Source organism: Anaerocolumna xylanovorans DSM 12503 (assembly GCF_900143645.1).
GTDB lineage: Bacteria > Bacillota > Clostridia > Lachnospirales > Lachnospiraceae > Anaerocolumna > Anaerocolumna xylanovorans.
Map to the genome: position 1 here is coordinate 311231 of NZ_FRFD01000004.1, position 12604 is coordinate 323834.

General features: G+C 39.9%; 10 protein-coding genes. 1 reads left to right on the top strand and 9 read right to left on the bottom strand.

The features are described from left to right. Positions 1 to 44: 44 nt before the first annotated feature. The 5 genes from BUF11_RS07550 to BUF11_RS07570 all read right to left on the bottom strand — a co-directional run bounded on the left by BUF11_RS07550 (position 45) and on the right by BUF11_RS07570 (position 7319). Positions 45 to 2012, bottom strand: a complete 1968-nt coding sequence (locus BUF11_RS07550) for a glycoside hydrolase family 31 protein (RefSeq protein ID WP_073588226.1) — start codon at positions 2010 to 2012, stop codon at positions 45 to 47. A gap of 88 nt (positions 2013 to 2100) precedes the next feature. Continuing rightward, positions 2101 to 3768 (bottom strand): type 2 periplasmic-binding domain-containing protein, encoded by a 1668-nt coding sequence (locus BUF11_RS07555; protein ID WP_073588227.1) that lies wholly within the window; start codon positions 3766 to 3768, stop codon positions 2101 to 2103. Between the two features lie 34 nt (positions 3769 to 3802). Further along, the gene (locus tag BUF11_RS07560; RefSeq protein ID WP_073588228.1) at positions 3803 to 4714 is read right to left on the bottom strand and encodes a carbohydrate ABC transporter permease; all 912 of its coding nucleotides are present in this window, start codon (positions 4712 to 4714) and stop codon (positions 3803 to 3805) included. Positions 4715 to 4730: 16 nt separating this feature from the next. Continuing rightward, entirely contained in the window at positions 4731 to 5669 is a 939-nt protein-coding gene (locus BUF11_RS07565) for an ABC transporter permease (RefSeq protein WP_073588229.1), read from the bottom strand. Between the two features lie 15 nt (positions 5670 to 5684). Next, positions 5685 to 7319 carry a glycoside hydrolase family 13 protein gene (locus BUF11_RS07570; protein WP_073588230.1) on the bottom strand — a complete coding sequence of 545 codons (1635 nt, stop codon included), beginning with the start codon at positions 7317 to 7319 and terminating at the stop codon, positions 5685 to 5687. Between the two features lie 355 nt (positions 7320 to 7674). Here BUF11_RS07570 and BUF11_RS07575 point away from each other — a divergent pair, with 355 nt between their 5' ends. After that, complete coding sequence (locus BUF11_RS07575) at positions 7675 to 8679, top strand: LacI family DNA-binding transcriptional regulator (RefSeq protein ID WP_073588231.1); 1005 nt, start codon at positions 7675 to 7677, stop codon at positions 8677 to 8679. 84 nt (positions 8680 to 8763) lie between these two features. Here the strand turns inward: BUF11_RS07575 and BUF11_RS07580 are convergent, their stop codons facing one another. The 4 genes from BUF11_RS07580 to BUF11_RS07595 form a co-directional block, all read right to left on the bottom strand. Then, positions 8764 to 10164, bottom strand: a complete 1401-nt coding sequence (locus BUF11_RS07580) for a glycosyltransferase family 2 protein (RefSeq protein ID WP_073588232.1) — start codon at positions 10162 to 10164, stop codon at positions 8764 to 8766. Positions 10165 to 10182: 18 nt separating this feature from the next. Beyond that, positions 10183 to 11220: a transglutaminase-like domain-containing protein gene (locus BUF11_RS07585; protein WP_073588233.1), complete on the bottom strand. Its 1038-nt coding sequence runs from the start codon at positions 11218 to 11220 to the stop codon at positions 10183 to 10185. A 76-nt stretch (positions 11221 to 11296) separates the two neighbouring features. Next, positions 11297 to 11986 carry a GPP34 family phosphoprotein gene (locus tag BUF11_RS07590; protein WP_175562010.1) on the bottom strand — a complete coding sequence of 230 codons (690 nt, stop codon included), beginning with the start codon at positions 11984 to 11986 and terminating at the stop codon, positions 11297 to 11299. A 188-nt stretch (positions 11987 to 12174) separates the two neighbouring features. Beyond that, positions 12175 to 12396: a hypothetical protein gene (locus BUF11_RS07595; RefSeq protein WP_073588235.1), complete on the bottom strand. Its 222-nt coding sequence runs from the start codon at positions 12394 to 12396 to the stop codon at positions 12175 to 12177. Positions 12397 to 12604 lie beyond the last annotated feature (208 nt).

Genomic DNA, 12604 nt, shown 5'->3' on the forward strand with positions numbered 1-12604 from the left:
ACGATACTGCATAAATAAGGGGGTGTGAAAAATGCAATGTATTTTCACACAAAAATCACCTTAAACTCTGCATTTCCCGATACCCGTTCGGCCCGGTACTCTTTGTTCTTCCAGCTAAGGAGAATCTCGTTGTTTTCATCATCACGGAAATGATATTCTCCTTTCTCTCCAGTTACATAAAAACATAAATTGCTGTATCCTAAAAGTTGGTTTCCTACATCCGTACCCGGTTCCAAGGTATTGCCAAGATTTAATGCAATACAGCCGCCCTCCCTTAAAAATACGGGAATGCGGTCTTTTCCGGATTGGATACGGTAACTTTTACCGCCTTCTAATTTCAGGTAATCCTCCTGCCACAAAGATATCCAGGTTCCCTCCGGAAGATAGACCATTCTCTCTTCCTTTCCTTCCTCTAAGATGGGCGCTGCCAGAATATCTCCCAGCATAAAACAATCCTCTATCTTAAATACCCTCTCATCCTCCGGATACTCCAGTATCAAATGCTTCATCATAGGAAGTCCTGTTTTGGAAGAATCCAATGCAAGGTTATACAAGTACGGAAGCAGATTCATCCTTAAAAAATAATGAAACCTAAGTCTTTCTAAAATAGTCTCATCTCCGTAAAACCGGCTTATATTCCATGGGCTTCTCTCATTGATTCCCTGATTCGTGGATAGAATATCGGCAAACTGTCCTCCGTCCGGTTCGGAATGCCACTGCATAACCGGTGCAAATACGGCCAGCTGGGTCGCTCTGATGTACAGATCAAGGCTTGGCATGGGCCCTGCAAAGCCGGCAATATCAAATCCCCAGAAGGGCACACCGCTTAGTCCGATGCTAAGACCCGCAGAAACTACATGCTTAAACTCCTCCCAGGTCGACATCTGATCTCCTGCCCACTGCATGGGAAAATGCTGCTGCCTTGTATAACCTGCTCTGCTGAATAATACCCTGTCTTTTCCTATAAAACGGCTGTAGGCTTCCACATAGGAGGCGGCATAGAGATTTCTAAGCTCCAGTCCGGTGCAGCCGTTTGCCGCTTTTACGTCATCTGTCAGAACGAATTCACCTCCATCGGTCTTAAAACCGGAGACTCCCATCTCAAGAAGGTACTTTCTCTTCTCAAACCACCAGTTTACTGCTTCTTCCCTGGTAAAATCCGGGATAAGAGAGCCTGCGAACCAATGATTTTTTGGTATGGTATAAGGTGTACCGTCCGGATTTTTTATACAAAGATTGTTTTCAACTGCATATTTCCAATCCTCTTCTAAGATATCATTTATCTGATCATCTTCCATTTTCTTAATTACCGGTATCTGCCAAAGAATAAGGCGGATACCATTTTCTAAGAGCGTTTGTACTAAATCCCTGGGGTCTGTCCATTCTTCTTTGTCATTAAACCGGTAAAAGGTTGCTTCATCGCTCCAGGCTTCAATTACCATAACGCTGTGTGGAAAATTATATTTTTTCACATTTTCCAATTGCTGTCTTATTTCTTTTTCATTATTCCATCTGTTGGCCGACATCCATGGGCCAAAACTCCACTTGGGTACCATCTGCGGTCTTCCTGTTAATTCAGAATAACAGGAGATAATAGAGGCAGGGCTTCCCATAAAAAAAGTAATAACCGGCAGCCGTCCGCTGCTGTCTTTCTTAATCTTAATCTGTATCTCATCCTCAAAGATAAACTCTGTTACCGTATAGGTATCAACATATACTCCTATTTTTTGATCTGTAAAAAAGAACGGAATGGGACAATAGCTGATATTGCCCTGATTGCAGAATTGCTCCATAACCTCCGTTGTAACCCTGTGCCCCTTTTGATTAACGCCGTCAAATCTCTCGCCCAGTCCATATACCGCATTGTACCTGTGTGCCAGAGCCACGGTACAATGGAATTCCTCTTCTATGATTACAGCAGAATCCAGTTTCAGCACATCTTTGTCCTTTAGAAGATTTGCTGTTACCTGCTCTGGTTTTTCATTTAGATCATATTGATATATCTGCTCCATAAAACCTCCTAAACTAAACGCAAAAGGGAACCGGAAATTAAATCCCAGAATAGATTTTAGATTAACCGGTTCCCATTATAATTACATATTATTGCTTGGAATATCTGTCATAAGCCTCTTGGTAAATCTTCATTAACTCTTCAAGACCCATCGTATTTAACTGCTTCACATATTCATCCCAGCCCTTATCAATGCCGCCTTCGGTAATCCAATGTGCGCGGGTGCTTTCCACATATTTGTCAATATCCGTGGTTATGGTAGGACGTTCTTCATTCTCTTCATTGGTAAACATGACATTAGGATACGGTGTAGTTATCGTGCCTTCAGCTATCTTGCTAAGGGTTACCTTTAATCCGTCACCGCTGTTAGAAGACAATATAATTTTCTTTTCAAATTCTTTGCTTACATATTTGGGTCCGAAATCACGCAAGCTGGAATCCCAATACCAGGCATCTGCGCTGGTGCCTGCCGGGGGATCATTTAAGGTATAAGTGCCGTCATCATGTTTTGCAATAACAGTGCCTATTCCGCCCCAGAAGTTCTGAATACTGGCTTCTCCTGTGTAGAACTCATCCACCCATCTTGCGGCAACCTCCGGATTCTGGCAGTACTTCGTTATCAGTACTTCATTACGCATAATACTGGATACTCCATTGGGATCTCCGCCTGTATACTGCTTTCCGTCATAACCTTTAATCGGTGCTATTACCTCGTACTCGGAAGACCATTTTCCAAAGTTGGAATCCGGTGTCCAGGCATATTCAAAGCCGACTCTTGCCACATCTGGATCCTGTCTCTTAGCAGACAGCATGGAATCATCCTGTGTAAAAGCTTCCTTATCGATAATTCCCTCGGAATACAGTTTATTTAACCACTTGATACCTTCCTTATATGCCTCGGAAGCCGGATAATAGGTAAGTGAATTATCCGAATTTACCATTACTTTATATCCATTGATATCTGTAATGCCAAAAGAATTTAACAAGTCCATACTAAGACCCTTTGCACCGGAGATGGGTATCTCATCATTCGGATCTCCGTTGCCGTTTGCATCCTTATCTTTAAATGCTTTTAAGACATTGTACAATTCATCTAAGGTAGTGGGAACCTGAAGTCCTAAATTATCAAGCCATTTTTTATTAATAATCGGCTGATTGCAGGCTGTCGGACGCAGAGGCAGATTCTTGCCCATGGAATACATATTTCCATCCGGGAAAGTTGTAAGCTTCTTTAAATCCGGCATTTCTTCCAGAGCCTTGGAGTAATTGGGCATATACTTTGATATAAGCTCATTTAAGGGCAGGAACAAATCCAGATTATTCATGATATCGGAATCGTTAAAGGTCTGGAAACCGAAAATAATATCCGGCAGCTCACCGCTGGCAAGCATAATTCCCTTTTGCTCATTCCAATCGTTTAAGGACTTCACCTGCCATTCAATCTTGACATTGGATTTTGCCTCAAGGTCTGTTAAAAATTCATTTTTTGCAAAACTGTCTCCCATATTGCCCCAGCGGGTAGTAAGTACCTTAAGGGTTACCGGTTCCTTTGCAATGGGCATGCCGGTCTGATTAAAGTTGCTGTCTGCAGAGCCGCTGTCAGGACTTTCCGCAGCGTTTTCTTTCGTTCCTGCATTATTCTTTCCTGCATTATCAGCAGGCTTCTCCTTTCCACATCCGACCAGTGCAAAGGCCAGTACAAATACCAGTAACATACTTACCAGCTTTTTACCTTTTGCTTTTACCTCTTTTTTCATTAACCTTCCTCCTTTTTATTTGTGAGACCGGCACTTAACCTTTTACTGCGCCAATCATAACACCTTGATTAAAATGTTTTTGAACAAAGGGATAGAAACACATAATCGGTACCGTAGACACAATAATAACTGAATACCTCATGAGATTTGACAGCCTAAGCGCTATCTGCATTGCTTCCCCGCTTCCAAAGGACATCTGTAAATTGTTCGTAATTAATATATTTCTAAGAACCAGCTGCAACGGATATTTTGCAGTATCCTTTATATATATCAGAGCATTAAAATAGGAATTCCACATACCGACGGCCGTCCATAAGGCTATAACTGCTATAATCGCTTTGGATAGCGGAAGTACTATCTTAAAAAAATAATACAGGTTCCCGCAGCCGTCTATTTTGGCGGCATCGTTTAAATCCTCCGGTATATTTGCCTGAAAAAATGTTCTTGCAACAATGATATTGTAGACGGATACGGAAAAAGGAATCACCATAACCGCAAAGGTATTATACATATGAAAATCCTTAATTGTCAGAAAGGTCGGTATCAACCCTCCGTTAAAAAACATGGTAAAGATAAACATCAAATTGAAAAATTTACGTCCGACCAGGTCCCTCCTGGACAATGCATAGGCTGCGAATAAGTTTACAACTAATCCGACGAAAGTCCCTGCCAAAGTATACAAAATGGTATTGGCATACCCGGTCCAAATCTCCTGGTGGCGGAACAGTTCCTTATAGCCATCCATGGTTAATCCCTTAGGAAGAAGCCATACCTGCCCTCCGGATACCGCCGAAGGATCACTAAAGGATGCAATAATGACAAAATAAAGCGGGTATAAAATAATAATTAATATCAGGACCGCCATTACATATAATACGGTTTGAAAGACTTTATCCGAAGTACCCTGGGGAATTTTCCTCTTTTTCTCATTCTGTTCTTTTAACATCAGCCATTCCCTCCTTCTACCATAAACTGTTTTCACTGATACTCTTGGCTATCTTATTCACCATTATCAGCAGAATAAAGTTTACTATGGTACTAAACAGATTGATTGCCGCGGAATAGCTGTATTGCGTATTCACTACACCAATCTTATATACGTAGGTTGAAATAACCTCACTGCTGGCAATATTTAAGTCATTCTGCATTAAATATACCTTCTCAAAGCCAAGGCTCATCAGCCCGCCCACTCTCATAATCAGCATTATTACTGCCGTAGGAATCAACATGGGAATATCAATAAACCTGACTTTCTGCATTTTAGAAGCGCCATCTACCGTGGCCGCTTCATAGAGGCTCGGATCGACCCCCGAGAGTGCGGCAATGTAGATAATACTGTCCCATCCTGCATGCTGCCAGATATCACTCCAGACATAAAGATGCTTAAAGGCTCCTGCCTTTCCAAGCAGATTAGGTGCTTCCACTCCCAATAGATTACAGATAGTTCCAAAGATACCACTGCCCGGTGATAAAAGCAGGGTAAGCAGGCCAATCATAACTACCGTTGAAATAAAATGCGGCATATAGGTAACCGTCTGAAAAACTTTCTTAAATCTTCCGCCTCTCATCTGGTTCACGCTTAAGGCCAGCACAACGGGTACCGGGAAAACAATCAGGCTGTACAGCGTTATTGTCAGGGTATTCTTAATAGTGGCCACGAATTGGTAAGAATCGAAGTATTTCTTAAAATACTTAAACCATGGCAGAACCCATTCGCTTCCCCATATCCCCTTTACCGGACGGTATTCCTTAAAGGCAATCAGAACGCCGTACATCGGTTTATATGTAAAACAAATCAAAAGAACTACCGCCGGCAGCAATAGCAGATATAATTCCCAGTTTCTGCGTATCCGCAGCCACAAATTCCTCGTACTGTTTTTTCGAAGCTTTGAAGTCCTCATTTCCTTACCTCCATCCTAACTTCTTCTCACTGCATTGATATACATTCTTGCTTCATAGGGCCTTAACTGATGCTCCTCTTCTGTTGCCGGATAATTGCATAGCAGCAATTCATAGTTTTTGAAATCTTCACTGCAAATATTCGCCGTACTATCCGTAAAGTTGCAGATAACTTTTAATTTTTCATTACCATAGGTTCTTTGATAAGCAAAAATCTGAGGGTTTTCTGCATATAGCAGTTCATAATTGCCCGACCGTATTACCTCATACTTTTTCCTAAGGGCTATCAACTGCCTGTAATAGTGAAAAACCGAATCTTCCCGTAACAGCTGCTCGCCAGCATTTATCTGAAGATAATTTGGATTCACCTTAATCCATGGGGCCATCTGTGAAAAGCCTGCATTTGCGGAAAGCTCCCACTGCATGGGTGTTCTGGCATTATCACGGCCCTTGGCATAAATGGATGCCATAATATCTTCCTTTTCATACCCTTCTTCCAAGCGCTCTTTGTACAGGTTAAGGGTTTCAATATCACGGTACTCACTTATGTCATACCGTACATTGGTCATTCCCAGCTCTTCCCCCTGATAAATATAGGGCGTACCCTTCATGCCGTGAATAATCGTAGCCAGCATTTTGGCGGATTCTTCCCGGTACTGCCCGTCATTTCCCCATCTTGAGACAATACGGGGCAGGTCATGATTATTCCAGAACAGGCTGTTCCAGCCGCCGTCAGAAAGCTCTGTCTGCCACTTCGATAAGACCTGTTTTAGTTTCATAAAATCAAGGGGAGCTAAATCCCACTTCGATTTTCCTTCCTGCTGGTCAAGGAGGATATGTTCAAATTGAAACACCATGGAGAATTCACTTCCGTCCGGATTACTGTAGATTTCCGCCGTTTTTGGGGTTGCACTCCAGGTTTCACCAACCGTTAATAAATCCTTGTTATGCCAGGTATTTAAGTTTAATTCTTTGATATACTCATGCAGATGAGGCCCGTCACTTGTTATCCCAAGCAGCGGCTCCTTGCCGATCAAGTCAATAACATCCAGCCTGAAACCTCCTACCCCTTTATTAATCCACCAGCATATCATCTTATAAATTTCTGCTCTAAGCTTTGGATTCTCCCAGTTCAGATCAGGCTGACGCACGGAAAACTGATGTAAATAATATTGCTTTCGTTCGGGTACCCACTCCCAGGCAGAACCGCCAAAACAGGCCTTTAGATCATTGGGCAAAATCCCTTCTTCTCCGTCCACCCATACATAATAATCATGATACAGGTTATCCCTGCTTTTTTTCGCTTCTATAAACCATGGATGCTCATCTGAGGTATGATTAAGCACTAAATCCATAATTATCTGTATCCCATATTCTTTTGCTTTTGAAATCAGCAAAGTCATATCCTCCAGGTTGCCGAACATAGGATCAATATCTGTATAATCCGATATATCATATCCATTATCATCCTGGGGGGATTTATAAACCGGCGACAGCCAAATTGCATCTATCCCAAGTGTTTTCAAATAGTCCAGTTTCGATATAATACCTCTTAAATCCCCAATACCATCGTTGTTGCTATCCATAAAACTTCTCGGATATATCTGATAGATAACAGAACTCTGCCACCAGTATTTCTTTTCCATCTCCATATTCTTTTGCCATTCCTTTGCAAAACGATTTACTGTTAACGTTACCAATGACATATTAACATTTTTAGCGGTTGATGTCAATATGATTATATTATATTTTTCTCATTTTTCTAATATATTAATGCTAAATATATACTTAATGCACAACTATAAGTAAGGAAAACAGATACAAGCTTTGAAATATTATGTTAGCGATACCATTTTTATACCAAGCAGTATATTTAAATCCACTGTTTGGTAGTATTAATCTGTAAAAAATATGCATGAATGCTATTGCTTTCTTCTCTTTTACCCTATATAATATAAATATTATAAGAAAAAGGTAGTGTTACCGTTCTCAAAAGAGGGAGTATTTATGATAACTTTAAAAGATATAGCAAAAGAAGCCGGTGTAAGTGTTATGACTGTATCACGCGTTGTAAACATGCGGTATTCTGAAGTTTCTGAAGAAAATATAGAAAAGATAAATTCAATTATTAACCGTTTAGGCTACGTTCCCAATTCCTCCGCCAGAAGTCTCTCCTCCAAATCTTCAAAGATTATATCCATCATTATACAGGGCGAGAATAATGTTTTGGAGACTCCTTATAATGCCACTATGCTGGGTTATATCGTACAGCATGTGCAGGAATGCGGGTTTAATGCCATGGTGCATTTCATTAACGAATATTCCGATGTAACAAAGCATTTGCAGTCCTGGAATGCCGAAGGCGCCATTTTCTTAGGCACCTTCGATAAAAACATACTGCAGATACAGGAAAACAATAAAATTCCTCTCGTCTTTACCGACAGCTACAGCAGTGTCAGACAGCTGATCAATATTGGAATCGATGACTATAAGGGAGGAGTTCTGGCCGCCAGGCACTTTATCGAGAATGGACACCGGGAATTTGCTTTTGTCACTCTTCATACCAGTGTAAGCCAACTCATACAGCAGAGATTAAGAGGTTTTAAGGATACCATTGAAAATGCCGGCTTAAGCTTAAGTGAAGAGCATATATTAGAACCATTTCAAATGGAAGAAACGATACAGAGATTAACTACCCTGAAAAAACCTGTTACTGCTATTTTTGCAGCCGCAGACAATACCGCTATCGAATTAATGGACCAGTTAAAGAAAAAAGGCTACCGGATACCTGAAGATTTTTCTATTATCGGTTTTGATAATCTGCCAATGAGCCGGTATGTTTCTCCCCAGCTGACTACAATCTCTCAGGATATTATGAAGAAAGCTCATTATGCTATTGATATTTTGTTCCAGCATCTAAATGACCCTGCCCTGCCCACACAAAATATCATTCTGGATGTAGAACTTATTAAAAGAGAATCCGTATTGGACCGGAATACTTTTGCAAAATAGGATTAAATTAAAATGCAATAACCCTTTAAAAGGCAGAAAAACCCCTGTTAGATTTTTTGTCTAACCTAAGGGGTTTACTTCAAATTATAGTTCGTCCGTTTCAATGTTTTTACAAATTGCCACCAGATCTTTATAATGATTCCTGCACTCCTGGGGCATAAATTGATCTTTTATAAATTTAAAATAAGAAAATGCCTTATTATATTTTCCATTTTCAAACAATAGCGTTCCAATTAAAAAATCAATATGGCATCCCTCACTATGCAGCATCCCATACTGTGGCTCGAAGTGGTCTTTTCGGTAATTCATTAATTCCACTAATAATTCCCATGTTTTTTGTTTGATTGACAACAATTCCATAAACGATTTATAGTAGACAGCGTTGCTGTTTCCCGGATCCAAGACCTCTAAGCATTTTGTGACTTTCATTAATGTATCTTCTTCCAAGTCCCGCAATGCTATTTGCGCCCAGATATTCATAAATGCAAATGTCCACTCAGAAAGTAATAAATTTTCCTCTTCAATTCCTCTGCCGGGTTCTATTAATACAGCGCTCTCTATTAATTTTTTCAAATCATCTGCGGGGAGCGTATCTTTTCCATCCCTCACATAAAAATAAACCCATCGAAGATTGTCCGGTTCTTGTTTCAGCATCTGTGCATTTAATGCAAGATTTCGTTGCGCTTTATTTTTCTGATCATATACGTTTTTTTGATATCCATCGTGGGACAAGGCAATATCCAGCGAAATATAATTTGTTGTTTTCCAACTGTCATTCTCCCACATTCGCGCTTCTTCATGAATCATTCCAAAATATTGGATTTTCGTATCTTTTTTGAAAATCCGTTTTACCTCAATAGCGCAATCTTTTGAAGCATCCTGTATCTTAGGGCAAAGTACCGTAGAATTTATATCCGGGAATTCATTTAACAAAGCCAATAAGCTTTTTAAGGAACTTTCTCCCCATGATGCAAAATACTCATCTGCGTCTATAAAAAACACCCATTCGGAAGTTACTTTGTCCAACGCAAAATTCCTTGCTTTGGCGAAATCATCTTCCCATTTAATTTTATAAATCTTCACTTTGGAATCTTGAATACTCTCCAAAATGGCAATTGTTTTATCTGTCGAACCAGTATCAACGACAACAATCTCATCAAATATGGGCCGTATACTATCCAAGCATCTTTTTATGCATCGTTCCTCGTCTTTTACAATGATAGCGGCGGAAACTGTTGGGATTTTCAGAGAGAAACATTCTTCCACAAATTGCTCCGCATCTTCTTTTGAATTCAGATTTTCAGCAAGAGAAACGGAATCGTGATTTTCCAATTGAAAACTGCTATCAAACTCCACGATTAAGTCCAGCAGACCTATCCATGTTTCGAGTTTTACAAAATCCGCATTCGAAGCGAAACGCCCATCCAAAAACTCTAATAAGTTATGTAAGGATTTCTTGTTAAATAAAGCATATCGATCGTACATTTGACTTATTCCCCTCTTCTAATATTGAAACAAATCTGAAAATGGTTTATATGTTTTATGGAAATATTGATAGAACTGAACTTCTGTCTGCAAGGGCTTTACTTTCTGGTTTTCTATTTCTGATGTGGGATCCTTATAATAGGTTTCATCACCTATTTTAATTGCTGCCCATCCATGCCGTCCCCCCGGTGTATCTCCCAATACGACATAAGCTTCCATTCCAACCCGATTGCATAAATTCGTCAAAATCAACGAAAAACCGGTACACGTACCTATTCTATCGTTAATGCTGGTTATGCTTCCGGCAGAAATCTGTTTTCTGAAATCATACCCAACGAGATCACCTGTCATGATATATTTTGCGATTGCCGGATCATAAACCATATGATCAACCAGCCACTGACTAAAATATTGTACGGCTTCCTCCTGATTCAGCCCCTTTGACATGTCATCAATAATTTGCTGTAAATTTTTTTCAATTTTCTCATTTATCCCATCATAATAAGAATCCTCATTATCCATCAGATAATCTATGGCATCTTTCATGTTTTGGTAAATGTCTGTGCTTTCCTCTTTGCTGTTCGTTACATCTTCTTCACTGATGACGGGCATTTCCCTTTGAAATTTATCCGAATCAATGATTAAGAGTATTTTATCAATCTTTTTTTCTTCTGAATATTGTTCGTTAGCGGGAATCACGTGCGTATTGTCCGAGCTAAACGGAAAAAGATAAGCTAAGTACCAGTAACTTATACCATCATATCGCAAAGAACTTTCGATATGGAAATAGCTCTTTGCGTTGATTGGTTGTTCCAACACAATTTCCCCGCCTTTGTGCTGATTCAGCAGTTCCTTTATTTCCTCATAAATCTTTTTTTCTTCCTCTGTCAATTGTTGATAATAAAATTGCGTTTCTAAAAGCTGGCCGGTGACCGGAATATCTGCAATCTCCGCCGGCTTGATGGCAGCACGGTACTTCTGGTCTTGTAACACATATGTAACCACAGATATCAAAAAGATTATTACAAAAGTAGAAATGGCAAGCTTTTTCTTCATAATATATTAGTCTCCTGTGATCTATTTTGAATTTACCGCTTGAATCATCAGAAAGGTATCACTCTCTCCGACATATTCATCCCCCACTCCAGTCGAGGCCGGATACAATCTTTGGAACGTCATCTATATAATCAAGTATCTTCTTTATGGAAGCGTGTGCCGCACTTTTTCGCGCCTCTTTCATGCGTTTTTCCAGGAATGTTGTTTCATTCCTGCTGAAATAATTGCGAATAATACCGCTTTTGTCCAGCAAAGCCGCCAGACAAAGCATTTCATCAGTTATAACGTTGTTCTCCAAAAATGCCCTGCGGATTTCTTCAATGATGTGCGTCACAATTTCCGGCTTTGGTGCGTACTTGGTTTCTTTGCGAAGCAGCCCCTTTTTAGGAAGTTCACTTACACACCTGGCTGTTACGAGAGAATTTCCAATTGGAGAAAGCAAATCATTTAGCGACGCCTTGCGGTAATTTCCCATCAGACGTATATTAGATGCATACATATCCACAATACACATTACATCCTCAGATTTTTTGAAATAAGCTATTGCCTCATAGATTGGTTTTAAGTACGTCAAATTATCATCGAAAGGTTTAGCCACCGAAAGCCTATCTTTTTCATCCCAAATAACGTAACCACGACTGATAAGTTCCGTAATCTCACCCACGACCAGGCAAGCGGCAACACTCACTCCTTTTAATTTGGAGATATTCCCTTTTTCGTTTACAACGCAGATAAAATACTGCTGAATATAAGATAACTTTTCCATAATCCACCTTCTCAAAATTCCATTTATATTTTTGTAAAATTTATTTTGGATATCACTTTTAAGACGTACAATATTGTTTAGGGGAGGACCAGAATCCATCCTCCCCTGGATATGTTATGGATACAATCGGAATATGCCTCTAGTTAAACATACCTACTTAGTTTTAGATACAAATATTGGTTTATTCTTTAGCGTTTCGTGCATCCGACACCGGTGGTAGGTGTTTCTGTTACTCCCGGACCCCAGAAGCTTTTTGCTATAGTTACGCAATTACCCATCGTAGGTCCTGCCGGGGCAGATATAATGGCTTGAATCAAATTCGTTATTGGATTACCGCCGCCATCAATAGCCCTGCTCTCTTCCACTGTCAACTCGTCGATTGTTGCTAATAATAATTCTCTTGATTTCATCGTAGTACCTCCTAAAAATCTTTTTATTTATGTTATAACACCTCTTTGCAGTGTGCACCCTGCCATAAGATGTCTAAACACCCAAAGAAAATTAAAATGACTTTATTTGGTATATTGTTTATGGGAAAAGCATATCAAATCTTAAGAGCACATACAATATGGAAGTGCTATTTGGTAAAAAAGAGGTGCTATTTGGTATGTTATATTT

Bases quoted from the DNA above. Each gene is read 5' to 3' on its own strand.
- BUF11_RS07570 (WP_073588230.1), bottom strand. From the start codon at position 7,319: ATGGAGATGGAAAAGAAATACTGGTGGCAGAGTTCTGTTATCTATCAG.
- BUF11_RS07590 (WP_175562010.1), bottom strand. From the start codon at position 11,986: ATGGAAAAGTTATCTTATATTCAGCAGTATTTTATCTGCGTTGTAAAC.
- BUF11_RS07555 (WP_073588227.1), bottom strand. From the start codon at position 3,768: ATGAAAAAAGAGGTAAAAGCAAAAGGTAAAAAGCTGGTAAGTATGTTA.
- BUF11_RS07550 (WP_073588226.1), bottom strand. From the start codon at position 2,012: ATGGAGCAGATATATCAATATGATCTAAATGAAAAACCAGAGCAGGTA.
- BUF11_RS07595 (WP_073588235.1), bottom strand. From the start codon at position 12,396: ATGAAATCAAGAGAATTATTATTAGCAACAATCGACGAGTTGACAGTG.
- BUF11_RS07580 (WP_073588232.1), bottom strand. From the start codon at position 10,164: ATGTACGATCGATATGCTTTATTTAACAAGAAATCCTTACATAACTTA.
- BUF11_RS07585 (WP_073588233.1), bottom strand. From the start codon at position 11,220: ATGAAGAAAAAGCTTGCCATTTCTACTTTTGTAATAATCTTTTTGATA.
- BUF11_RS07575 (WP_073588231.1), top strand. From the start codon at position 7,675: ATGATAACTTTAAAAGATATAGCAAAAGAAGCCGGTGTAAGTGTTATG.
- BUF11_RS07565 (WP_073588229.1), bottom strand. From the start codon at position 5,669: ATGAGGACTTCAAAGCTTCGAAAAAACAGTACGAGGAATTTGTGGCTG.
- BUF11_RS07560 (WP_073588228.1), bottom strand. From the start codon at position 4,714: ATGTTAAAAGAACAGAATGAGAAAAAGAGGAAAATTCCCCAGGGTACT.